The following is a 25,254-nucleotide window of genomic DNA, read 5'->3' as shown; positions in this document are numbered from 1 at the left end:
AGGGCTTACAACCTTTAACTCGTTATAGTTTTATGCTATAATTTAAACTTGTATTTTAACAGAAAAGGTAACCCTATGACTACGTATGAAAATTTAAGAGCAGCCAGACGAGGTCCCATTGTCAGCATCGCTGCCTACCTTCTTCTTACCATTGCAAAACTTCTAGCTGGACACTTTTTAAATTCTAGCTCTTTGATTGCCGATGGTTTCAATAACTTGTCAGATATTTTAGGGAACGTGGCCCTACTCATTGGATTGCACCTAGCTAGTCAACCTGCTGATGCAGATCATAGGTTTGGTCATTGGAAGATTGAAGACTTATCAAGCCTAGTCACTTCCTTTATCATGTTCGTGGTAGGCTTCCAAGTCCTAATTCAAACAGTCCGAAAGATTTTTCTAAGAGAGGAAACTGTAGTCGATCCCCTTGGTGCAACCGTCGGAGTTCTTTCTGCTATCGTCATGTGTGGCGTTTACTTATACAATAAAGGACTTGCCAAAAAGCTGAAATCTAGCGCTTTGATTGCGGCCGCTAAGGATAATCTCTCCGATGCCGTAACTTCTATTGGAACGTCAATCGCCATTGTTGCAGCATCCTTCAACCTCACGATTATTGACTATATTACAGCCATTATCATTACCTCATTCATTCTAAAGACAGCCTATGATATCTTCATGGAAGCAACCTTTAGTTTGTCAGACGGTTTCGATGAGAGAAACCTCAAAGCCTATGAGAAAGCGATTCTTGAGATTCCAAAAGTCACTAAGGTTAAGAAGCAGCGTGGCCGTTCTTATGGTAGCAACGTCTATCTTGATATTGTGGTTGAAATGAATCCTGACCTCTCTGTTTACGAGAGTCATGCCATTACTGAACAAATTGAAGAGGTTCTCAGCAAGCGTTTCTCTGTCTATGACACTGATGTCCATGTAGAACCAGCTGCTATTCCCGAAGATGAAATTTATGGCAATGTCCTTCACAAACTCTCTCGCAATGAAAAGATTATTCTGTCAAAAATTCCTGACTATGAAAATCTCTTGGCACCAGACTTCTACTTAATCGATGAAAATGGTCACCACCACAATCGTGAAGAAGTCATTGCCAATCACCAACCACTTCTCAATAATTTTGACAGCTTCAAGATGACATCTGTTAGTCAAAAAACGAAATTAATTAGTTATGAGTTGGGAGGAAATTTCCACACTAGTATCTGGCGTCGAAATGAAACCTGGTTCATGATTTACCACCAAGTCACAAGGATAAAAGATGAAAAGTAACGAGCAAGCAAGCTCGTTTTTTTCTGCTTTCAAATAGATTTTGTGTAACTTCAATCGATTCTAAAAATTACATTAAAATACTAAATGTTAGGAAAACTCTAACGTTTATATGTTATAATGAAAGTGTTTGTCACTACCGAATTTAGGGTTTTGACAGGCAAATGATATTAATAGATAAAAATAGGTTCTGCCAGCTACAGAACCCCATAGATATTAAAGGAGACACATTGTGAAAAAGAAAATTGTTGCCGTCCTTTTAGCAGCTTGTCTAGCCCTAGCACCGAGTTTGTCTAGTGCAGACGAATTGATGGATATCACACGCGCTGCTGGTTATACTGAAGCCACTGAGGCCTATCGCCCAAAATCAACCCTCTTAATCGATGGAAATACCGGAGATGTCCTCTGGGAAGAAAATGCTGATGAGGTGCGTGACCCTGCTTCTATGTCTAAGGCAATGACACTTTATTTGGTCTTTGAAGCTATGTCTAAAGGAGAGATTTCTGAAGATACTGTCATCACAGCTACTCCAACCGACCAAGCTATTGCCGATATTTACGAAATTTCAAACAACAAGATTGTTGCGGGTGTTGATTATACCGTTTCAGAACTCATCACTATGACGGCCGTGCCTTCCTCTAACGTTACCACTGTAATGCTAGCCAACTACTTGACTAATAATGATCCTGATAAATGGCTAGACATGATGAATGAAAAGTCCAAAGAACTAGGGATGACCAACACCAAATGGTTTAACGCCTCAGGTGCAGCTGCTGTAGCCTTTAAAGGTTACTACACCCCTCAACGTTATGATAATAATCAGAGCAATCAAACGACTGCGCGTGATTTGGCCATTATGACCTATAACTTCATCAAGAAATACCCTGACATTCTCAAGTACACTAGCAAACCTGTCGTCACAGTTAAAAAGGGAACACCTTACGAGGAAACCTTTGAAACCTACAACTACTCTATTCCAGGTGCTAAATACGGAATTGATGGGGTTGATGGGTTGAAGACAGGCTCTAGTCCAGAAGGTGCTTTCAACTATATTGATACCATCAAGCGTGGTGATCAACGTATGATTGCTGTCATCATGGGTTCTGGTGATTGGTCTGACCAAACAGGTGAAGAGATTCGTCATACCTTTGGTAATGCTCTCGTTGAGAAGATGTACAAAGACTTCTCTTACAAGAAAGTTCTTAGCAAGGGTGAACAAGAAATCGACGGTAAAAAATACAATGTCGAAAAAGACGTCTATGCCACCGTTAAAAAAGGTAAAGACCCTAAAATCTCTGTTAAAGATGATCACATTGTCATTGATAATGGTCTGAAGACAGTGTCACCTAATATCAAAGCTACTTCTGTTAAGGCAACTAAAGTTAAGGGATGGTTCGATTTTGGAAGTAACCAGAAAGATAAAAAGGCTACTAAAACAACAGATAAGAGCCAACTCCCAGTTTATTTCTGGTTGCTATGTCTTGTCCCAGTTGGACTCCTCTACTTGATTTACCTTAATGAAAAAGGACGTCGTCAAAAAGTTAAAGAACGTCGTCAAGCAAGACAAATCAATAAATAAAAGAAAGCGTGTCCATGACACGTTTTTTTTTATCCTCTATTAAAGGAAATCACCCCAAGAATACTGATAAAATCACCAAAAACTATGCTATAATGGTACGATATGACATTTTATTAGGAGACATATAACAAAAATAGATTAAAGGATGCCTTTTAAAAGAGCGTCTAAACGTTGTTACTAAGGAGATTATTTGTGAAAAAGAAATTATTTGGACTCTTCCTGGTAGCTAGTATGGCTTTAGCTCCCAGTCTGTCGTCTGCTGACCAACTCGTAGATATTGCACAAAAAGCGGGCTACAAGGAAGCCACCGAGACATACAGACCTAAGTCATCACTTTTGATTGATGCCAATACTGGTGTTATCCTTTGGCAAGATAATATCGATGAAGTCCGCGACCCTGCTTCTATGAGTAAGGCCATGTCCCTCTACTTGGTTTTTGATGCACTATCAAAAGGGGAAATCAAAGAAGACACCGTGATTACAGCCAAGCCTACTGATGAGGCTATTGCTAATATCTACGAAATTTCAAATAACAAGATTGTTTCTGGAGTTAAGTACACGGTTTCGGAACTGATCACTATGACAGCTGTGCCATCTTCGAATGTTGCTACAGTCATGCTTGCCAACTATCTCAGTGACAACGATCCTGACAAATGGATTGATCGCATGAACGAAAAGTCTAAAGAGCTCGGAATGACAAATACCAAATGGTACAATGCCTCTGGAGCTGGTGCAGCATCCTACAAAGGGTACTACACACCTAAACGTTATGACAATAACCATTCTAACCAGACGACAGCCCGTGATTTGTCTATCATGGCCTATAACCTTATCAAACATCACCCTGAAATCCTTAAATACACTAGCCAACAGACAGTAACTGTCAAAAAAGGAACACCATACGAGGAAACCTTTGAAAATTACAACTACTCCTTGCCTGGTGCTGATTACGGTCTCAAAGGTGTTGATGGCTTAAAAACAGGCTCAAGTCCACGAGGAGATTACAACTACATCTCTACATGTAAACGTGGCAATCAGCGTGTCATTTCGGTCATCCTCGGTGTTGGAAATTGGGAAGATGAAAGTAGTGAAAAAATTCGCCATGCTTTCGGTAACTCCCTCATTGAGAAGATGTTTAAAGACTATTCCTACAAGAAGGTCCTAAGCAAGGGTAAACAAAAGATTGGTGGTAAAAAATACGATGTCCAAAAGGATGTTTATGCTACAGTCAAAAAAGGACAAGAACCTAAGATCAGTGTCAAAGATGATTATGTCCTTGTAGATAATGGCTTAAAAATAGTCTCACCTAAGATTAAAGCAAGTACTGTCAAGGCAACTGAAACTGGCTTCTTCCTCTTTTCAGGCGGTCAGAAGGACAAACAAACAAGTAATAAGCATAACTTTACGAAACACTTTGCCCTGTTCTGCTTCCTCCTATTACCACTTTACGTAATCTACTTGATTTTTATCAATGAGAAAAAACGTCGTCAAAAAAACAGAGAACGCCACCAAGCTCGACAAATGAATAACTAAAAGAACGTGCTCAACCGAGCACGTTTTTAGTTGTCTCCAAGAAATGTTTTGAGATTAGACATATCATTACGCATTTGATCCAATCCTTCTTGATAAATGGCTTCAAACTTTTCAGGATCCTTCTCCAAACGACTAACTTCAAGTGCGTGTTCTGGACGGATAGCATAAAGATTTCCAGTTTTTTCCAAAGCCTCTATCTTTTCAATACTCTTATTGTAGTGGATGTGGCGATTTGAAGACACTTGGACAAATTCAGGATACTTGTGGTAAAAGAGCTTGTAGATTCGCTTACTCGTTTTAGATGGATGTTTACGGTAGCCCTTAGGACGTGTCAAAACTACAATGAGTTTGTCAAAACCCAAATTTTCCATAAAATCAATAGGGAGACTATCAGACAGACCACCATCCATGTAGCGTTTACCCTTGTACTCGACAATTTCAGAAACCAGAGGTAGGGCGGAACTTGCTCGAAGGGCTTCCATTTGCTCAAAGACATGGTCAATCTTGATATAGTCTGGTTTTCCGGTCTCAATATCTGTAGTGACCACATAGAAGGGAACACCTGAATCAGCAAAGGCCTCCTGATCAAAAACGTCCAACTCCATGGGAACCTTATAATAGGAGAATTCCTTATTAACGAAGTTACCTGTTGTCAGCCATGACCAGAAACTCATATAGCGACGGTCTCCCATAAAACGCTTGTTGTAGCGAAGGGCTCTTTGGGGCTGGTTAGAAAGGTAATTAACACCAAAAAGTGCTCCAGCCGATACTGAAACAACGCCATCCACCTTAATTCCAGCTTCTAAAAAGGCATCTAATACACCAGCCGTATATAAGCCACGCATCCCCCCGCCTTCGAGGACTAAGCCAACTTTCATTCTAAAATCTCCTTTATGATTGGTTCCGCAAGGACTTGATAACCTTGTGGACTCAAGTGCAAACCATCCGTTGTATAGTTGTCATTTAACTGTCCCATGTCATCAGTAAGGTAATCAAAAAGATCGACATAGGTCACACCGGGGAGGACAGCTAATTGTTGATTTAGCTCACGTACAGTCGTATTATTTCGAATCTTAACCTTAGAAGCATACTGTGATTCTTCACTAACTGGAAAGACACTCAGCAAATAGACCTCAGTAAAGAGGGATTCCTGACGAACTGTCATGATAATATCGGAAATACGAGTGACAATATCTCGAATAGGGTAACCTCTTCCGATATCGTTAATGCCAATCAAGAGCACCAATTTACTTGGTTCCAAATCTAAGACCTGCTCTTTAAGGTGTTCTAAAAGCCAAACCGAGTCTGTTCCTGCAATCCCACGGTTAACAAGGGGAAACTCTCGACCCAAATATTTTTTCAATGCAAAAAACTCCGTGATGGAGTCCCCTGCAAAAACGATTTGGCCTTTGTCTAACTTTTGATTTTCATTCACAAATTTGGCTAAACGCTCTTCTTGATAGGCCACAAGCTCAGGCCTAGTTGTTTCAATCATACTTTATCCTTTTTTCTTAAATATTATACGCACTACTGTGATTAAAGCTAGAAAAGTTCCAAGTCCAAGAAATAGCCAGGCAAGATTTTCAAAACCTGTTTTATTAGCCAAAAGGGCACCGGAAAGTAGAAATCCCAATGTCAATAAGGCTAAAACCAGATTATTTAATACTTTCTCAAAAACTTTAATTCGACCCGAAAAGTTAATAAAATCATGGTTCACCACAATTCGTCCGTTTAAAATTTGCTCCAAGAGCTGATGCAGACGACGTGGAATGTTCTTCCCATTGCGAATCAGATAAAAGAGTTCAATCAAGATACTCTCTTTATTCAGGGCCTGCTTAAGCATGTCAGGTCCCATATTTTCTAGGAAGTAATCCTTGGCCAGGGTCATAAGATCCATATTTGGTGCTAACTCTCGGAAAATCCCCTCAATTTGAAGTGAAGCCTTCTCCAAAATGGTAATTTGAGAGGAGGCTTTAAGATGATTTTTCTGGAAAATAGCCAGCAAATCCTGTAGCAAATCTGTTATAGAGAGACTTCCCAAGTCAATACCAGAATAACGACCTAACATTTGCTCTACATCTTGACTTAGGACTGCACGATTAAGACCATTATCAAATTGTGTAACGGACAAGATGGCCTTGGTCATACCATCAACATCTTGTGCGGTAAAACTGTACAGGATGTCATTTAAGGACGCACGCATCCCCACTTCCAACTCACCCATAATTCCAAAATCAATGAAATAAATCTTGCCATCACGTACCAACAGATTTCCAGGATGGGGGTCACCATGAAAATAGCCATCTTTGAAGACTTGCTTGATAAATGACAGCATAAGTTTCTTACCCACATCTTCTAAGTCATAGCCAGCCTCAATCAGTTGGCTGTAGTGATTAAGCGGAATCCCATTGATATATTCTTCAACTATGAGATGAGGTGTCGTGAAGGTATCATAGACCTCGGGGACACCTAGACAAGCAACAGCCCTGTTATTGGCCTTAAAGCACTTCATGGCCTCTGCTTCATTCCTGAAATCTAGCTCCTTGATTAAGGTTTCACGCAGATTTTCCAAAACTTCCTGAACATCGACCATGGGGATAAAATGCTTTGGTATATGCCGTGCAAGCTTAATGAGAAGCTGAATATCTTCCTTAACAACCTCATCAATACCAGGTCTCTGGATTTTTACAATCACTTCCTGACCAGACAATAATCTAGCTCTATGAGTCTGAGCGACAGAACCAGAAGCCAAGGGCTCTTCCGAGAAATCAAGGAAACTGTCAGAAAGCTCATTAGATAATTCTCGCTTAATAGCAGTCATGACTTCCTCTCTATTCAAGGGAGGAACTGAGCACTGGAGCTTTGATAATTCTTTGATATAGTTTTCTGGCAAAAGGTCAGAGCGCGTGGATAGGATTTGACCAATTTTAACAAAACTAGGTCCTAATTGCTCAAAGGCTTGGCGTAGCTTGACAGGTGTTGTCTGTTGGTCTTGAGGAAGATGCTTTTCACGATAAGAAAGGAGACCAACTGACGAGAAAACCTTCAACACATGTCTCAATCGTTTACTTGCCATTTTAGACTCCTTACATTTTATTTATTTTGACTGAGCAAAGCGTCAAGTTTTTCTTCAAGACGTTTCACATCATCCTTAGTCGCATACTCAACTGAAGACTTCTTAGCATCAAGTTTCGCTAAAAATTCTTGAGCTTCTTCCTTACTTTGACGTTTGAGCTCTTGTTCCAGTTCCTTACCTTCTTCAACAGTCAAACGCCCCTTTTCAACCAACTCTTTGACAAAGCTATCGGCCTTATCAACTGTCATAGCAGTCAACCCGATTCCAGCTAAGAGAACTTTTTTCAAATCATTCATTATCGTTACCTCCATCTAAGTAGGAAAAGCAAAGAGATAGACTCGCTACTTCTTCGGAAAATATAAGAACGCTTTCACACTTTTATTCTACCACTTTTTCAGAAAATATGTGGAATAACATAAACAAAGTTAATTTGTATTAAAATACTCTATTTTTACTCATGGCAACAGTAATCCAGATATATCAAAGTTGTACTTTAATACTAAAAAAGAATCTCGAATATTTTTGAGATTCTTAGCCATATTCTATTTGTAAAGGGCTTCACCATTACTTTCGATAACAGACTTATACCAAACAAATGATTTTTTCTTATAACGAGCCAAGCTACCACTACCATCATCATTGCGATCAACGTAGATGAAGCCATAACGTTTACTGAGTTCAGCCGTTGAAGCTGATACCAAATCAATTGGCCCCCATGTCGTATAGCCCCAAAGTTCTACACCGTCTTGAAGAGCTTCGCCAACTTGAATCAAGTGTTTTTGAAGGTAATCAATACGATAATCATCTTCAACTGTTGGACCATCAGGACTGTCAACGAGAACATCCTTGGCACCTAGACCATTTTCGACGATAAACAATGGCAACTGATATCGATCATAAAAGTCATTCAAAACTAGTCGAAGACCGATTGGATCAATAGCCCAACCCCATTCAGATTTTTCAAGGTAGGGATTTTCGACACCACCTAAGATGTTGCCTTTTCCAACCTTATAGTCTTGCGGATTGTGTGCTGTTGCCACAGACATATAATATGAGAATGAAATAAAATCAACGGTATTCTTCAAGATTTCTTCATCACCAGGAGTAAATTGTATTTCAATACCATTCTCTTTGAAATAGCGTTTAATATAGTTTGGATATTTCCCACGCGCATGGATATCTGAGAAGAGATAGTTTTGATTTTCAAACTCGTGAACAGCCAACTGATCCAAAGGATTAGCCGTCATTCCATAAGCTGGCATGGCAAGAACCATACAACCAATCTTAAAGTCAGGGTTGATTTCATGACCAATCTTGGTTGCTGAAGCCGAAGCGACTAACTCATGGTGAACTGCTTGGTAAAGATCCTGTTTAGAGAGCTCTTCCATCGGAGTTGCAATCCCACCTGACATGAACGGTGCGTGTAAAACAGAGTTCACTTCATTAAAGGTCAACCAATATTTGACCTTATCTTTATAACGTGTGAAGACTGTACGAACATAATTCTCATAAAAACCAATTAATTTACGATTAGTCCATCCATTGTACTCACGCGCCAAGTTGAGTGGTGTTTCATAGTGGGACAAGGTTACAAGCGGTTCGATGCCATACTTGGCCAATTCATCAAAAACCTTATCGTAGAAGGCTAGACCTGCTTCATTTGGCTCGGCATCATCACCATTTGGAAAGATACGAGTCCATGCAATTGACATGCGGAAGACCTTAAAGCCCATTTCTGCAAAAAGTGCTATGTCTTCTTTATAACGGTGATAGAAATCTATACCTTCTAGTTTTAGATTATCTGGTGTTGGTTGGTCAGTAATCAAAGGATTCAAGGCCCCGGGTTCAAAGGGAACTCCGCCTTTTGGCGTTACATCCTGTACGGACAACCCTTTGCCATCTAGGTTGTAAGCACCCTCAAACTGGTTGGCAGCTGTTGCACCACCCCAGAGAAAATCTTTTGGAAATGTATATGTCATCTTTTATCTCCTTGCATTGTTCAATTTACTCATAGTATAACACTTAGAAAACGATTACACTTATACTATATTATTGAAATCTGATACTATAGCACGAAAAAAACAGACCGAAGTCTGTTTGAATTAGTCATTACTTTCAAGAGCATTTGCTGCTTTGGCTTCTTCGCGTTTAACAACATTATCTTTAACAATCTGATAAAGGGTTGCGGCTACTGGAACGGAAACGAGCATACCCAGAATCCCCCCTAAAGCAGATCCTATGGTAATGGCGAAGATAACCCAAATTCCTGGAAGTCCGGTAGAACCACCAACCACATAAGGATAGATGAGATTCCCTTCAAACTGTTGCAAAATAACCACGTAGGCGACAAATAAAAGTGCCAAGGCCACGGAATGAGTCATAATCAAAATGGTACCAATAGTAACACCAATATAGGCACCCACAACTGGTATCATTGCTGAAAAACCAATCAGGATAGAAATAGTCGCAGCGTAAGGAAAATTAAAGATACGCATCCCAATATAACATAAGGTCCCCAAAATGCAGGCTTCAATCGACTGATAGACAAAGAAATTGCGGAAACGATTATCGAGAATAGCTACCACATAGTGGAAAGTCTTACCATAACGCCCTAAATAGACATCTACTAAGCGATTAACCTGATTACCAAGTTTCTCCTTTCCAGCCAAGACATAGCAAGAAAAGACAATACTGATAAAAAGATTAATCAAAGTTGACGGTAGGCTAGTCAAGGAAGTCAAGAAATTCGTCAAACCATTCATGATTTGTTGAAGCAACTGTGCACTGTAGCTATTGATTAGCTCTCTAACCTGTGTCACACCACCCAGGTCTTGGATGACCTTCTGCAAAGATTTGTTCTTAAGCAACCAATTAATCAAATTATTAATAGCTGAGCGATCTTGACTAATCAAGGTATTGATACTGTCAATCAAATCAGGAAGGACAGTGAATACTACCCAAGTAAAGACCAAGCCGATGGTCGCAAAAGCCAAGAGCAGAGCAATAGGACGCTTGATTTTAGCGATAAAACCAAATGGAATAAACTTGACCAGCAGCTTCTCATAAAAAGACATCAGGATATTTACCACAAAGGCAATCCCTGCTCCAACCAGGAAGGGCTGACTGGCAACGTAAATGGTGTTACAAATTGAAACAACTGTTTCCCAGTAAGTATAGATCAAGAAACAGCTGAAAAAGAGGACAGCCAACCAAATGAACTGATTTTTTGTAAATTTCATAGGCACTCCATAATTTAAAATACCCTTCCATTATACACTAAGAAAGGGTTTCTTACTATCTTTGATCATGAAAGCTACTAAAATTCCACGAACTCTTGATCCGTTAAAGGATCAATCAGTTTGACAAAGTGAAAGTTCGATCCATCGTAATCAAAGACTAAGATGGCGCAATTGCCTGGACAAGACTGAAAGGCACGCTCCGGCTCCACAGCATGAAGAAAAGTCATCAAGGCTCCTGCGTGACTGACAGCCAAAATAGATTGGTTAGGATGTTTATCCACTATCTCTCTTGCACCATTTACCACTCGTTCTACAAACTGATCTTGACTTTCCCCACCAAACTGGGCATAGTGGTCTCCAAAATGCCCCTGAATTTGAATTTTAGGATGAAGATACTCCGGTTGCCCCTCAAAGATACCGAAGTGCATCTCTTTAAGTCCCTTAACACGTTTATAATCAGTACGCCCAGTAGCCAATTCAAGCGTATCAGAAGCTCTTTCAGTAGTCGTGCAATAATACTGACCAAAAGTCAAACCATGTTTTTCAAAATAGGCACGCACCTGACGAGCTTGGTCCTGACCTTTTTCAGTCAAAGGGGAATCACACCAACCTTGAATTCGATTGAGTGTGTTAAAAAGTGTTTGTCCATGTCGCATTAAATAGAATCGTGTCATTCTTCACCTCCATAAATATACTCTTCTTCTACTGGATTATAAACTGAGACCAGTTCAAATTGACCTTGGTCATAAGTAAAGTGTAAAATACAACAATTTTTAAGACCATGGATATCTGGAACAAGATCTAAAACACGTCTACAGAATTGCAAAATAGATGGACCATGACTAACTAGCAAGGACTTAGAACCATCGGCCACACTCTCCATGATGGCCCTAATCGTCAACTCCATACGATCCCGGACTTGGCTCGTACTCTCACCACCAAATTGAACAAAGTAATCACCAAAGCCTTGTCCATCAGGTAAGGTTTTAGGAGTAAGATACTCTGGCTGCCCTTCAAAAGCACCAAAATCCTGTCCCTTAAGCCCTTTTAGTCTTTCATAGTCTGTTCGTCCTGTCACAATTTCTAGAGTATCGCTAGCTCTCTCAGAGGTTGACGTAAAGACATAATCAAAAATTGGCTCTTGCTTGGCTAAATATTGACCAGCCTTTTTAGCCTGTTCAATCCCGACTTCCGTCAAAGGGGCATCGCAGACCCCCTGAAGCCTATGCTGAACATTAAATCGTGTTTGCCCATGCCTCATTAAATAAAATTCTTTCATAATGTTACCTCTAAACCAGAAATCGGATCAATCACCTGAAGAAGCTCCAATTGTCCTTGGTTATAATCATATACACAAATATTACAATTCCCAAAACGCACTCCTTCAGGAAAGGCTAAGTCCATGGTAATGATTAATCCCCATAAAGCCGCCCCATGACTGACAAATAGAAGATTCTCAGCACCATCTTTAGCGTGTTCTTCTGCTTTCTCTAATACAGTCTTTAAAACCCTCTGTCCAACCTTGCGAATATCTTCGCCACCATATGGGACCAAGAGATCTTCAAAGGATCGTGAACCTGGACGATGTTTGGGTAGGAGATGCTCTGGTTGAGCTTCAAAAGACCCAAAATTCATTTCTTTAATTCCCTTGAGCTGGGTTACAGTGTACTCAGGCGCCACAATCTTTGCCGTGTCAGTTGCTCTCTCTTGCGTAGATGAATAGACAGCATCAAAAGAAATACCTTTCTTCGCAAAGTACTGCTTAGCTTGTTCTGCCTGACAGATTCCATTTTCAGTTAGGGGAGAGTCACACCATCCCTGAACACGCTTTTGTGTATTAAATAATGTCTCACCATGTCGCATTAAATATAATTTCATTACTTTACCACCCTTTTTTAATATAAACCTAAATAATCTTCTAAGACAGTCAAGACACCTTGATCCTTATGATGCGGTGCTACTTGGTCTGCCACTTGCAAAAGAGCAGGGCTGGCATTTTCCATCGCATAAGAATGACTAGCCATACGCAGGAGCTCAATATCATTGTCACCATCACCAAAAGCCATAACATTTGCCTCATTCAAGTCCCAATGGTTAAGAAGCTGCTTAAGCCCCCAAGCCTTGTGCATGCCTTTTTGAATGAAGTCAATAGCACCAAAACCGCTTGGAACAGCGACAAGATTACCATCAAAATCACGATTAAAGGCTTGTGAAACCTGATTAGCCTCTTCAGGACTCAGCAACATGGTAATTTTGATGAAATCATCATCTAAATCCTCCAGCCCATTCAAACGGTGAATGGATGCTTCCATAGCGGCTTGCTCTTCTTCTATTATCATCTCTTTACCAAAATGTAGTTTCGTTCCTGATAGCATGTAAGCAGATTTAGCCCCATTAAATATAGTCGTTTTATCTAACAAATCATAATTAAAATAGCTTAGCAAGTTTTCAACATCATTTGATGCCATAAACTCCTGACACAGAAGCTTGCCATAGCTAACCACCTGACCACCATTTTCGGCTACAAAATGCAGGCGGTCAAAATTCTCCGCAAACATAGGTTTAAGGCGACTCATACTATTACCTGATGCAACGACAAAGTGCATATCACGCGCAGCCATGGCATCCAAAATCTGACTAAAACGCTCCTTATCATAGCTCCCTTTATCGTCTAAAAATGTTCCATCCATATCTGATGCAATCACCTTAATGGTCATAAAGCACCTCCTTGACTAACTTATCCCTATTATAACCCTTTTGGAAAACGCTTACCAGTGCCATACTAGGAAAAACTGATACTATTCTTGGATATTTAATGGTCTTAGGATTGTTTTATCAGCTTAGATTGTTTATAATGATAGTATGAAATTGAAGAATATTTTAAGAATACTATTTTCTCTTCTAATGATAGGTGCCATAGTTGGTGGACTGCTCTACCTCACCATCTATTTCAATAATCGAGATATTAAGAAACTTTCCATGCCATCAAATAAGGATGGATTGAACTTTACCATAAAGAATAAAGAACTCTTAGATCAGTCTGTCTTACTTGAAAAAGGCAATATTAAAAATGTAGACATGCAGATTCTCTCCTTCAAGAAAGACGGAAAATATGTCCTACAAAAAGGAAGAACCGAAGATAATAATCCTGAACTTACAGAGCAAAGTATTAAGTACGAAGCCAAGCGACGAGAAGCTCTTGCTCTTATTAACTCTGGTTTTTGGTCTTACGAAGGGCTAGATCGTCCTTTCGCTCAAAAGGAAATCGAATTGGGCAAAACAGGACTTCTATATGGAGATGATCAAAATAATATCACTGCCGGAACCTATCCAAATATCGACACAGCTAAAATGTTTACCCACATGGGAAGCAACGGTTGGGATACAGGTGCCTTTGGTATTCTCATTAAAGATAAAAAAGTAGATAAAACCTGGGAAAAAGGTGATCCTGACCAACCAAATGCTCGTTCCATTTACGTAGAGACCTATGATGGTATTATCCGTATTATCCAAACCTATGGCCACAACTCCCTCAATAAGGGCTTGAATCACGAAGACGTCTATAAGCTTTTAAAAAATATAGGCTACTCGAATATTCGCCTTGCCTTCCTACTAGATGGTGGTGGAACGACTCGTATGTACACGCGATCTGATAATGGTAAGGAAAAGGTTGCTGGTGCCTTTGTCGACAATAGAACTTATATTGAGTACCTCTACCTCACCAAGCGAGATAGCAATGCTACTGATCCAAATATATGGCGTGATCCAGAGCTCGTAAAAGCAGGTAAATCCAAGTCAATCACTTATGACGACTATATTGAAGCAATCTATTCAAATGGAAAAGTTCCAGGAACCCAATACCAGTTTGAAGTCTCCAAATAATGCAAAAAATCCTCACTAAAATGAGGATTTTTTATCTTATTTTAAATTGTTCAATGCAGTAAGTAGGTAGTGACCATCTCGGATTTTCTGACCAACACTCTTGGCATTGTCCACCAAGTCTTGGTAATCAGCATCTGAAAGGTTGTCTATTGTCTCCTTCAAGTCATGAAGAGACTCTACTGCAATCCCACAGCCCTTCTCAAACACAAAGTGAGACAAGGCTGACTGTTTCCACACCACCAGCGGGAAGCCCGATGCTAGATAAAGCGACGCCTTGTGAGAGTTGTTGTAGCGAAGGTACTCGCCAAAAACACCACTACAGGTTTCCACACTATCCCCATCCCAGACAAGTCCAAAACCACCCTCAAGGGCTGCAGGAAGCTCATCCGGTAGGAAGGAGCCAAAGTAAGTTTCATTCTCTAAAGCTCTACTCTCATCAAAACCAACACCATAGAGATTATAGGCAGGTTGTGCAGGAAGAGCATAGAGATAACCAGCTTTTTCCTGGGCCAAATTACCCGCCACAATCATCGGCTGGTCTTTTGTTTGGCCACTCTTCTCTTGGAAATTTGGAATCAAATAGTCGAAAATGCCAAGGCTGACAATCTTATCTGCCGCAATTCCTTTATCCACCAAGACAGATTTCATAACCGGGTTGTGGGCGATGATCCCATCAGCTGCACCAAGAAGACCTGATTCTTGAATTTGGATACGAATCTTGTGCTTCAAAGGGAAATTCTCAACTTTGACATAACGAAGTGCTTCTAAATCGTGGATAATAAAATGAACTTTTACGCCTTTTTTCTGCGCTTTTTTTACGTGATACGTTGTGAAAAAGCTATGATGAAGCATTGGAAATTGAATCAGTAATTCATCTCCCTGTTGCAATTGATCTAAAGCCTGACCAAAAGCCTTCGACTTATGAAGTTGTGCTTTAAGTGTGCTCATCTCGTACCAATTATCAACTGAAAGAACCAAGGCTTGATAGCCCTCTCTCGTTACAATTTCTTCAACATCATTACGTGCCTTATTACCCGCATTTTTAACGTTGTTATCGTGTAAAAATTCTTCTTTTAAATAGTATTTCATCTCTTATTTCTCATTTTTCAAAAGCTGATTTTTCAGGATAGCGTTCTTTCAAGATTTCCTTAAAACGAATGATATTCTCCTCTTTAAAGTCAATATCATCATTCACACAAAGCAGTTTTTTATGTTTATCTTTAAAGATACTCTCTAACCTATCAACTTGATTTAGATCTATCGACTCTCCAAAATTCTTTGACATAGGATAAAACTGATTACTTTCAATTTGCCAATGCTGACAGATGTATTGATTGACGTCTACTCCATAATCTCTAATTTTATTTCGTGACGTTTTATCTAATGTTGCTCCCTCAATTTCCCACAAATGTGCTAAGGTACTCTTTTTCATCGGAACAGGTAAATGCTGGTTTACATATCCCGTAGGTCCCCATGGCAAGAGTAACAGGTTTTTCAAAATCAAGGACCCATAACGGTAATTAAAGAATTTCCAAGGTGAAGATTTCAAAGCCTTCTTATTAGGAAAATGACGATAGATCAATTCAACATTATTGTGATAAGTATTCGTAAATGGTGACCAAGGAACCAAAGCATCATATACAGCTAAAAGTTTAGGTTGACCATTTTTATAAAAATCAGAAGGCCGACTGTCTCCAATCAAGTACATATCATCATTGAAATAGAGATAGTTTTCCGACAAGCCTTCGATACGATGGAGATTAAGCTCAATTGCTGCTGAATTGTAAGTAGGTAAATACTCTTTAGGAATAAATTCCTTATGAGTTACCAATTTAAGTTTTGGATGCTCCAAGTTCAACCATTCAGGTTTTTGTCCATTGGTGACTAAGTAAACATGATTTACCCAAGGAGCATGCTTTTCAATCATTCGAAACCAGTAATTAAAAATTCCATAATCACGATAACGTTGCTCTCCATCAATTTCTTGGTCCAAATCTGCAACTTGACCAATCACAGCTTGCTTCTCACGGATAAACTCTGGGTCACTACCATCCACCCAGAGAACAACGATATCAATCTTTTCTTGTGTCATTTAGTAAATTCTTTCTCAACGACTTCCAAGGCACGCTCAATGACCACGTGCATGTCGTAGTATTTATAATCTGCAAGACGACCACAGAAGATAACCTTGTCATTTTTCTCAGCTTCTTCTTGGTACTTAGCAAACATGGCATTGTTCTTTTCATCATTGATTGGGTAGTATGGTTCATCTCCACGTTTCCAATCAGCTGGGTATTCACGTGTAATAACTGTCTTAGGTTGTGTACCATACTCAAAGTGCTTATGCTCAATGATACGAGTATAAGGAATCTCACGCTCTGTGTAGTTGACCACGGCATTTCCTTGATGATTTTCTTCATCCAAGACTTCGTGTTCAAAACGAAGACTGCGATACTCCAACTCACCATGTTTATAATCAAAGTACTGGTCAATCATTCCTGTAAAGACAACTTTTTCAGCTGAAGCTTCAAGCTCTTCACGATTGGCAAAGAAGTCAACTCCAAGCTCTACTTCTACATCACCAAGCATGTTTTCAATGATGACGTTGTAACCACCAATTGGAATCCCTTGATAACGGTCATTAAAGTAGTTGTTATCAAAAGTCAGACGAACAGGGAGACGTTTGATGATAAATGGTGGAAGGTCTGTGGCAGAACGTCCCCATTGTTTTTCAGTGTATCCCTTGATCAACTTTTCGTAGATATCTGGACCAATCAACTTGATAGCTTGTTCTTCCAAGTTTTTAGGCTCAACATCTTTCATATCAGCCGTTTGCTCAGCTATCTTGTCCTTAACTTCTTGCGGAGTCTTAGTGCCCCACATAGCATAAAATGTATTCATGTTAAATGGAAGGTTGTAAAGACTGCCCTTGTAGTTAGCAATTGGTGAGTTGATATAGTTATTAAACTCAGCAAATTGGTTGACATAATCCCAAACTTTTTTATTTGAGGTATGGAAAATATGAGCACCATACTTGTGAACGTTGATACCTTCAACATCTTCACAGTAAATATTGCCACCGATGTGATCACGCTTGTCAATCACTTTTACTTTTTTGCCACGTTTTGTAGCTTCATGTGCGAAGATTGCTCCAGACAAACCAGCACCAACGATAAGATAATCGTACATTATAAACTCCTTTTTATAATTTAACTATTCGATTGATATAAGGGATTTTCATTAATATCATACTTATTAGAAAACTAATCACTAATGTGAAAACAGGGAAAAATAAGTGTGCACCTACTATGTTAAACCCTATCAACTTTTGCCATATTTGCATAACATAGGTATGTATAATAAATACCCCCATCGTTTGGACTGATAACAAGTAGATCATTCTATGTTTAGAAGCATCAATGGTTAGCGTCAATAAGGTAAGAAATAGTCCTAAACTAATTACTTTTACCAAAAGATTGTCATAAAAATATTCAGCAAAAAGATTATGATAAGTAGTTTTTGCTATGAAAAATAATACTATCGGTGAAATCAATAACAAAAGTATGCTAACTATTTTCATCCATCCCTTAAAGATTGATTTTAAATTATCTATATTGAATTGTGCTACAAAACCACCTAAAATGTAGTAAAAGAACCAAGTCCATAATCTAAACGTCTGTATAACATAAATTTGCACTGGCATTTGAAGCAAAAAATTTATCAATTCAAAAATCAAACCAATAATTGTTAATACAGATAGAAAGTATAAATAACTTCTTTTTGAATGTAAATACTTCTTCAATATCGGCAAGCATAAATAAATAAGTATTAGTGAGCCGAAAAACCAAAATTGGAAGAAATAACCCTTTTGTATCAAAGAAGCCAAAATTTTTTTAATTGGATTAATTGTGAAGTCTCTTTTAAGAAACCAAATGATAACGGTCCATGAAGACACTGTTATTAGAACCCATTTTATTTTATGTAGTATATAGGGATATGTTATCTTGCTCTTACCCAATAATAAATAACCATTTACCATAAAAAACAAGGGAATTGAATAAGTACCTAGATAATATAAATAAGATGAGTAATTCCATCGCCCTGTTTCCTTAAACCCTGGCATCGTAGTATGAAGCAAAACAACTCCTATACAAGCAATTACTTTTATCAAGTCTAAGTTTATATTCCGTGTTTTCTTCATTCCTAATTTTTTCCTATTATTTCTTTTAATTCTTTAACATCTACCACTTTCAAAACTAGAATAGCAAGAAGGTAAATGAGGCCACCAAGCACTGCATACACAAGAACATTTAAAGTAGGTGGAAAATGCAAGAATGGTTTTGCACTTAGCAACAAGCCATACATCATAGCAGATGCGCATAAAATTTTTGCCATAGACTCAAGAATCGGTACTTCCTTGAGGTAAGGAAGGCTGAAGTACAATTGAATGAACCATACCAAAGCCTCTGTTAGAACTGATACAATTGAGGCCCCAACAAAGCCAAATGGAGGAATTAACAAGAGATTAAGTCCAACACTGACAACAGCCGGAATAGTCGTAGAGAGCATAAACTCACGATGTTTATTGTGTGGAATCAAAATCTGGATTCCCATAATATTTGTCCAACCAATAAAGAACATCCTAAAGACCATGATGGCAATGGCAATATTAACTACTTGGAAGTCCTTTCCTAGGAAAAAACTAACAAAGTCTTTATTGACAACCAAGAGACCAGAAATAATTGGGAAAATGACGAGATTATAAATCAAGAAAGAGAATTCATGCATCTTGTTAACAGCCTTATAGTCTCCACTAGACAAAAGACCAGATACCCTTGGAAGCATTACACTTCCCAATGAAGTCACCAACGTCAACAAAATATTAATTATTTTCAAAGCCTGATCATAAATCCCTACATCATTTGTCGATGACAAGGCACCCAACATTGTACGATCCAAAGTCACGTATAGTGAAATGGCAACCTGAGGGAGAAACAGCAAAATAACAGGTTTAAGATGTTTCTTAGCATAGGATAAATCAAATTGTGGTTCTCCAATGTAAGGTCTCGCTGGTAACCACATACTTAATTGCCCAAGCAATTCAAAGAAGGTCAATAGGAAAACATAGAGATACAAATCACCAGGTGTTTTCACAAATAGGAAGATAGAAATAACTCCTAAAACCTTTACCGTTGTATTCCTTGCGGTAATACGACGAAAATCCTCCAAACCTTGGAATAACCAAGAAATATCCATTCCTTTCGATATCAAGCTTAATCCTAAGATATAAGCCACCATATTTTGCATACCAGGAAAGAACAAACATAATGATGTATACAAGACAAGAGACAAAATAGTCGCAATCAATTGGAGGGTATAAATACCCCAGAAATTTTTACGAATATCCTTTCGATGTCCAGAAATCTCTTTAGTACCATAGTTAGCAACACCTAAAGTTGCCAAAAGAATAAAGTAGGTCACAATCGAATTAAAGTAACCATAAGTACCTAAATCCTTTGAACTAAAAATCCTAGTAACATAAGGTGTCGTAATGATTGGTAAAACAATGACCAGTAATTGATAGGAAAGATTGTAGGCGTAATTTTTTAAAACTTTCATATGTATATGACTCTGTTTAGACTTTCTAAATGATATACCTCTGTTTCAATTACAAAAAATCTTTATCAGTCTTCATCACAAAGAGTCGACTAATCAATAAGATAAGAGGTGAGTAACGAAGAACAAGCATTTGCGGATCAAACATGCCATGAATAATCATAACACCTAAGCAAGCAAGGACAATATCTTTTCGATTAGTCACAAAATAATTCATGACACGTGTTAAAGCAAATAACATAAATGCACTAACAGCCAATCCATCAATTACGAGTAACTGCACAAACGAGCTATCAATAAAGTTATAGTTGCTTGAAAAATTACCGAAGATGTCCATGGTTGTAAATGAAATTGGTCGACCTAATAAGGAAACTCCGAAGTTTCGGAATCCTTGAACACTAAGTCTTAGACGATTATGTGTAAATTGGTCAACAAGATGGAATAAATCACCAGTTGAATAGAAACAGAAATAGAGGATTATAGCCAATGCTATAATAAAACCATATTTGGCAAGATTTGCTGTTATAACATTTCTATCTATGAAATCAAATTTAAAGACCTTAAGACTAATTAAAGCATAAGTCAAAATCAAGAGACTTAGATAAAGTGGACTTGAGGTTGAGGTCTGTTGGTACATATAAAACGTAGCAAATAGTAGAGCTAACAACTCTATATAAGTAACCTTCTTCCCTCTAAACATAAGATAGCTACATAGGGCAAAAAACATACGTTGAGAAGCAAAGGAAACATAGTTAAATCCTAAACTATAACGATAACCACTATCAGCACTCATCAACATATTAGAAATAATGCCCATCTTACTAGCTAGAATAGTTACAAACAGCACTAAAAAGGTGGCGAAGGAGAAAGTCCCTAATAACTTCTTGAACTCTATATCCCTAGCTGAAAAAACCAACAGCAAAACATTAATATCAGGAAGACCATCTCGATTTTTTGACACAATTAACATGGTCAAGGTAAATAATAGGAAAATTATTAATTCCTTCAAGTGGTATCTGAAATAATTTATGGTATCAGGAAGATTAATGAGTTCCTTTATCGTAATCATAACTATTGTAAAATATAGCAAGATACGATAGAGTGACAAAAAACCATCCACCCTTACAAAATAAGTTGTAGTTACCAGAGATGCAAATAATACCCAAATAAAAAGAGTAAATAAATAGATTTTCTCTGAGATAAAGCGACTGCTATTCACAAGTACTTTCCATACCTTTCAATTATTCTTATAAATGTTGTAATAACATCTGTATTTTTTTAAGATAAATCAGAACAACATACATTCGACATTTCAACAACAGTTTTATGAGTGGATTCAATGCAGAAGAATCATTCTTTATAAAATCCTCTATCTCTTGTCTTTCACATGTATCTTTAACGAGCTTAACTTTTCTATTTACAGATAAGTTCTGTTTCGTTATATTGTAGATGTTACTCATCAGTATTCTTGCTTTTACAGTATTAACAAGCTCTGAACTATCCAAATTCCAGTCAGAAAGTAGATCATCAACCATCTTCAATTCTTGAAGTTGATACTGAAGACGTTTGGGGTTATAACCCGACATGGCGGAACCTTTTCTACCAATGACATAAACGTAGTAGGAATCTTGAGAAAGATAAATCTTGTTGACTTTACGATAAATATCAAGATTAAAACGAACATCTTCACCTAACTCATACTGCTCAAAAGAAAGGTTATTTTCAAGAAGAAATTCTCTGCGATATATCTTATTCCAAACTGTGTAAAGCATATCCGATAGGAATAGTTCTTTAAATATCTTGATAAAACCATCCTTTTCGTAATTCCCTTTAAATGGAAGTGACTTTTCAGTACGCTGCTTCTCAGTTAAATCTTCCTCAAAAGAATTGTAATAACTAAAAACAGCCAAATCCAAATCTAACACTAGCTTATCAGCAAAATCAGCAAAGAGATTACCAACAAGATAATCATCACTATCAACGAAGTAGATAAACTCTCCCCTGGCTTTGGACAAGCCAAAATTACGTGCCGAACCAACACCGTGGTTCTCAATATGATAGACTGAGATATTTGAGTAATCGTTAGCATAAGTATCGCAAACACTGCCACTACTATCCGTAGACCCATTGTCTACCACTATAATTTCCAAGTCATCATAGTTCTGAGAAATAATACTTTTTAAACAACGGTGAATATATTTCTCAACATTATAAACTGGAATAATAACAGAGTATTTCAATTTAGACTCCTAAAATAATATCAGAAAACGTTTTGAATACTGAAGGCTAGTTTTAAAACTTTAAGTCTAAACAGTACATATTTTAACTTATTTGGTTGGTCTTTCATTTGAGAAAGAGAAACTCTATTTTTAAGCAATTCTTGTTTCACTTCATCAGTAATATCAATATATTCTTTATCTAATTTAGATTTATACAAACTTGCTAGTATATGAACCAATCCGTTTACATAATAAAGTTGAGACATTTGTAATTCATCTTTATTTAATTGTGAACGAACAAAGTCAGAATAGAAAAGTTCTTTGTAGAATCCAAACATATCGCTAAATTTCTTCTCATTCCATGACTGAGTAATAGAATCAGGATTATCGATTAGATAGTGATAATACTTTTGATTTGTCGCATAGACCTTCTTAGCAACAAGAAAGAGTTTGTAATTGGTACCAAGGTCCTCATAATACTTGCCAACTGGAAAATGGATGTCATTATCAGTAAATAAAGACTTTCTATAAATTTTGTCATTAGCGAAACCAGTAATATAACTATGCTTAAGCATCTGCACAAAAGCATCTTTACCCTCAAAAACTTGAGTCACTAATGAATCCGAAACTATAGCATCTTCTTCACCTTTCACGAACTCGCGATTAAAAGAGATAATATCAAACTTCTGGGATTCCACCACTTCTGCTAACGCTATAAAGGTATCTGGTTCAATCCAATCATCTGAATCAGGGAAATAAACATATTCTCCCTTAGCATTTGAAATACCAGTGTTACGGGCTGCAGATAGTCCACCATTCTCCTTATGAATAACTGAGATAAAGTCATACGCTTCAGCATAGTCATCACAAATTTGAGGAGAATTATCAGTACTTCCATCATCTACAAGTAAGATGTCATAGTTCTTCCACTCTTGAATAAGGATACTCTCAATACAACGTTTTAAATATTTTTCGACATTATAAACTGGAATGACAACAGTTAAAAGTGGTTTCATGGATTCTTCACCTAATTTTTTATTTTATGTTAAATCTTCACCACCCTTATTCAACTAGGTAACAGCATTAAAATAGCGGTGGTAAGTTTTCAAATCAATCCCAACATGTCCTTGCTTCTCAGCTGATTTAAAATGGACCAATGAAGGTAGATCACTGTGATTCTTCGAAGAGAAAATCACCTTACTCTTATATGTAAGTTCTTCAAACTCTTTCATCAGCTCGTAAGTACAAGCATCATTATCATTGAACTTGAAATACAAATTATTCCAATGAATTCTTTCTAAACGACGGTTCCATTTTTGAGTTGCTTCTTCCTCATCTGCATAATGCAGGAAGTGAAGTTCAATATCATCAAGAAGTGCTAGAGGATAGGCATTATCAAAGTCTTTGATGTATTTCGATTCCTTAACAAATGTCAAAGGGATATTACCACTCAAATAGTATTTTAAATTCTTGAGCATCTTTATGTAATCAGGAGAGAAGACAAACATCCCTACAAATGGAGTTTGATAAGGCAAGCCCAATTCCTAATAGACTTTTCCAGCCCAACAATTATCACAAATGATAGTAAAATTTTTATTCTTAAGTCTTCGTCTAGGAATAAAATAAATAATTGGATAAACGATTGGTTTTACTTTATTTTTTAGTGTTTCGCTGTTCATAAAAGTACTTCTTAGTACTTCTTATATAGTTCTGAGAAATTACGAATATAACTTTGTAGTGAAAAGAGTTCTTTTTGGCGTTTGACAGAGGCCTTGCCAAATTGCTCTCTCTTCTCAGTGTTATCAGCTAATTCTTGGATGGCCTTAGACAATTCTGCAGGCTGATTTGGTGTGGCAAGAAGGCCGTTTTCGCCTTCTTTAACCATTTCACAGACACCACCATGACGGTAGCCGACTACAGGTTTGCCACAAGCCATTGATTCGAAAACTACAGTTGGTAGAGGATCTGGATTGGTACTTGGCAAGACAAAGATATCAAACATATTATAGAGCTCTGTCGTCTTGCTATAATAATCGATACGTTTGATTTGTCCAGCTAATGGTGAGTCTGATATAGCCTTTTCCAACTCATCAACTCGCCATTCTTCACCTTCAAAAGCACTACCTGCCAGAAAGGCTACTGCTTTTGGATTAGCTTTTAAGATTGGAGTCACGGCTTCTAAGAAGTCGCCTTGACCTTTCCATGCATTCACTCGACCAACCATTCCGATAACCAAAGCATCCTGTGAGATACCAAACTGATCACGGACTGTACTAGCATCCATTTCATGATAGACGGCATTATCAACACCATTATAGATGACTTGAACTTGGTCATTTTTTACAAAGCGAGACTGCTTGACGTGGTTGGCCACAGCATTTGAAACTGTCACAATCGTATCAGCATAACGTCCCATCAAAAAGTTGATGAAATCAGAGATTGCTTTTGGTTTGACGATAATCTCGTGAACATGCCAAATCAAAGGAAGTTTCAACTTACGTTTGAGATAAATTCCCTCAAGTACCGCAGTCGTATTATTGTGAATAAGAGTAATGCCATTTTCCTTAGCATATTTAGCAATTTGCTTTGAATAACGATTATAAGAGCCAAAATACTCAAGAATTCCCTTAGGATTAAAATACTTCCGGCGCAAGATTGGATAATCGATAACTTTCACCTTAGCACCAACCTTTTCCAATGCACCCACTAAGACGCCATCGTTGGGCAAGATGACATGAGCCTCAAAGGCTTCTTTATCCAATCCTTTAATAAGCTCCAACAAAACCTTATCAGCACCATACATTTCGGCACCAGCGTGAAGATATAAAATTTTCTGCATTT

General features: G+C 37.9%; 23 protein-coding genes and 1 pseudogene. 4 read left to right on the top strand and 20 right to left on the bottom strand.

Going from position 1 to position 25,254, the window contains the following annotated elements:
• The first annotated feature begins 75 nt into the window (after positions 1-75).
• The 3 genes from ACYVQ1_RS02745 to ACYVQ1_RS02735 all read left to right on the top strand — a co-directional run bounded on the left by ACYVQ1_RS02745 (position 76) and on the right by ACYVQ1_RS02735 (position 4,381).
• A complete protein-coding gene (locus ACYVQ1_RS02745) occupies positions 76-1,272 on the top strand; it encodes a cation diffusion facilitator family transporter (protein ID WP_183139662.1) in 1,197 nt (398 codons plus the stop codon).
• A 229-nt stretch (positions 1,273-1,501) separates the two neighbouring features.
• Entirely contained in the window at positions 1,502-2,848 is a 1,347-nt protein-coding gene (locus ACYVQ1_RS02740; RefSeq protein WP_461249737.1) for a D-alanyl-D-alanine carboxypeptidase, read from the top strand.
• Between the two features lie 192 nt (positions 2,849-3,040).
• Positions 3,041-4,381 carry a D-alanyl-D-alanine carboxypeptidase family protein gene (locus ACYVQ1_RS02735; protein ID WP_461249736.1) on the top strand — a complete coding sequence of 447 codons (1,341 nt, stop codon included), beginning with the start codon at positions 3,041-3,043 and terminating at the stop codon, positions 4,379-4,381.
• Between the two features lie 26 nt (positions 4,382-4,407).
• On the opposite strand, the gene ACYVQ1_RS02730 is transcribed toward ACYVQ1_RS02735, so the two are convergent.
• From ACYVQ1_RS02730 to ACYVQ1_RS02685, 10 genes are all read right to left on the bottom strand, one after another.
• Complete coding sequence (locus ACYVQ1_RS02730; RefSeq protein ID WP_461249735.1) at positions 4,408-5,259, bottom strand: patatin-like phospholipase family protein; 852 nt, start codon at positions 5,257-5,259, stop codon at positions 4,408-4,410.
• The gene (locus ACYVQ1_RS02725; RefSeq protein WP_002890919.1) at positions 5,256-5,876 is read right to left on the bottom strand and encodes an SGNH/GDSL hydrolase family protein; all 621 of its coding nucleotides are present in this window, start codon (positions 5,874-5,876) and stop codon (positions 5,256-5,258) included. Before ACYVQ1_RS02725 ends, ACYVQ1_RS02730 begins: the two co-directional genes overlap by 4 nt.
• Before the next feature lie 3 nt (positions 5,877-5,879).
• A complete protein-coding gene (locus tag ACYVQ1_RS02720; RefSeq protein ID WP_461249734.1) occupies positions 5,880-7,457 on the bottom strand; it encodes an ABC1 kinase family protein in 1,578 nt (525 codons plus the stop codon).
• A 17-nt stretch (positions 7,458-7,474) separates the two neighbouring features.
• A complete protein-coding gene (locus ACYVQ1_RS02715) occupies positions 7,475-7,753 on the bottom strand; it encodes a phasin family protein (RefSeq protein WP_013990645.1) in 279 nt (92 codons plus the stop codon).
• A 246-nt stretch (positions 7,754-7,999) separates the two neighbouring features.
• A complete protein-coding gene (locus ACYVQ1_RS02710; protein ID WP_461249733.1) occupies positions 8,000-9,436 on the bottom strand; it encodes a glycoside hydrolase family 1 protein in 1,437 nt (478 codons plus the stop codon).
• 123 nt (positions 9,437-9,559) lie between these two features.
• Positions 9,560-10,696, bottom strand: a complete 1,137-nt coding sequence (locus ACYVQ1_RS02705) for an AI-2E family transporter (protein ID WP_461249732.1) — start codon at positions 10,694-10,696, stop codon at positions 9,560-9,562.
• Positions 10,697-10,773: 77 nt separating this feature from the next.
• Positions 10,774-11,370: a histidine phosphatase family protein gene (locus ACYVQ1_RS02700; protein WP_461249731.1), complete on the bottom strand. Its 597-nt coding sequence runs from the start codon at positions 11,368-11,370 to the stop codon at positions 10,774-10,776.
• Entirely contained in the window at positions 11,367-11,975 is a 609-nt protein-coding gene (locus tag ACYVQ1_RS02695) for a histidine phosphatase family protein (protein ID WP_461249730.1), read from the bottom strand. The genes ACYVQ1_RS02700 and ACYVQ1_RS02695 overlap by 4 nt, the downstream gene beginning before the upstream one ends.
• Positions 11,972-12,574 carry a histidine phosphatase family protein gene (locus ACYVQ1_RS02690; protein ID WP_461249729.1) on the bottom strand — a complete coding sequence of 201 codons (603 nt, stop codon included), beginning with the start codon at positions 12,572-12,574 and terminating at the stop codon, positions 11,972-11,974. The genes ACYVQ1_RS02695 and ACYVQ1_RS02690 overlap by 4 nt, the downstream gene beginning before the upstream one ends.
• Positions 12,575-12,591: 17 nt before the next feature.
• The gene (locus ACYVQ1_RS02685; RefSeq protein WP_461249728.1) at positions 12,592-13,413 is read right to left on the bottom strand and encodes a Cof-type HAD-IIB family hydrolase; all 822 of its coding nucleotides are present in this window, start codon (positions 13,411-13,413) and stop codon (positions 12,592-12,594) included.
• A 145-nt stretch (positions 13,414-13,558) separates the two neighbouring features.
• Between ACYVQ1_RS02685 and ACYVQ1_RS02680 the strand changes: the two genes are divergently transcribed.
• Positions 13,559-14,578, top strand: a complete 1,020-nt coding sequence (locus ACYVQ1_RS02680; RefSeq protein ID WP_461249727.1) for a phosphodiester glycosidase family protein — start codon at positions 13,559-13,561, stop codon at positions 14,576-14,578.
• Between the two features lie 36 nt (positions 14,579-14,614).
• On the opposite strand, the gene ACYVQ1_RS02675 is transcribed toward ACYVQ1_RS02680, so the two are convergent.
• The 10 genes and pseudogenes from ACYVQ1_RS02675 to ACYVQ1_RS02630 form a co-directional block, all read right to left on the bottom strand.
• Positions 14,615-15,667, bottom strand: a complete 1,053-nt coding sequence (locus ACYVQ1_RS02675) for a galactofuranosyltransferase (RefSeq protein WP_461249726.1) — start codon at positions 15,665-15,667, stop codon at positions 14,615-14,617.
• 10 nt (positions 15,668-15,677) lie between these two features.
• A complete protein-coding gene (locus tag ACYVQ1_RS02670; RefSeq protein WP_461249725.1) occupies positions 15,678-16,670 on the bottom strand; it encodes a stealth family protein in 993 nt (330 codons plus the stop codon).
• Positions 16,667-17,767, bottom strand: coding sequence for a UDP-galactopyranose mutase (gene glf, locus ACYVQ1_RS02665; RefSeq protein WP_038675955.1), 1,101 nt, complete (start codon positions 17,765-17,767; stop codon positions 16,667-16,669). The genes ACYVQ1_RS02670 and glf overlap by 4 nt, the downstream gene beginning before the upstream one ends.
• 13 nt (positions 17,768-17,780) lie before the next feature.
• Positions 17,781-18,779 (bottom strand): acyltransferase, encoded by a 999-nt coding sequence (locus ACYVQ1_RS02660; RefSeq protein ID WP_461249724.1) that lies wholly within the window; start codon positions 18,777-18,779, stop codon positions 17,781-17,783.
• Between the two features lie 2 nt (positions 18,780-18,781).
• Positions 18,782-20,197, bottom strand: a complete 1,416-nt coding sequence (locus tag ACYVQ1_RS02655) for a flippase (RefSeq protein WP_461249723.1) — start codon at positions 20,195-20,197, stop codon at positions 18,782-18,784.
• Between the two features lie 49 nt (positions 20,198-20,246).
• Positions 20,247-21,413 (bottom strand): polymerase, encoded by a 1,167-nt coding sequence (locus tag ACYVQ1_RS02650; protein ID WP_347095343.1) that lies wholly within the window; start codon positions 21,411-21,413, stop codon positions 20,247-20,249.
• 28 nt (positions 21,414-21,441) lie between these two features.
• A complete protein-coding gene (locus tag ACYVQ1_RS02645) occupies positions 21,442-22,434 on the bottom strand; it encodes a glycosyltransferase family 2 protein (RefSeq protein WP_461249722.1) in 993 nt (330 codons plus the stop codon).
• Between the two features lie 20 nt (positions 22,435-22,454).
• Positions 22,455-23,429, bottom strand: coding sequence for a glycosyltransferase (locus ACYVQ1_RS02640; protein WP_461249721.1), 975 nt, complete (start codon positions 23,427-23,429; stop codon positions 22,455-22,457).
• A gap of 54 nt (positions 23,430-23,483) precedes the next feature.
• Positions 23,484-24,092: pseudogene (locus ACYVQ1_RS02635) on the bottom strand (DUF1919 domain-containing protein).
• An 11-nt stretch (positions 24,093-24,103) separates the two neighbouring features.
• Positions 24,104-25,252 (bottom strand): glycosyltransferase family 4 protein, encoded by a 1,149-nt coding sequence (locus ACYVQ1_RS02630; RefSeq protein ID WP_461249720.1) that lies wholly within the window; start codon positions 25,250-25,252, stop codon positions 24,104-24,106.
• Between the last annotated feature and the right edge of the window lie 2 nt (positions 25,253-25,254).

It is taken from the genome of Streptococcus parasalivarius, assembly GCF_054785155.1.
Note: the sequence above shows the minus strand (reverse complement) of the source record. Positions and strands in the feature narration are given on the sequence as shown.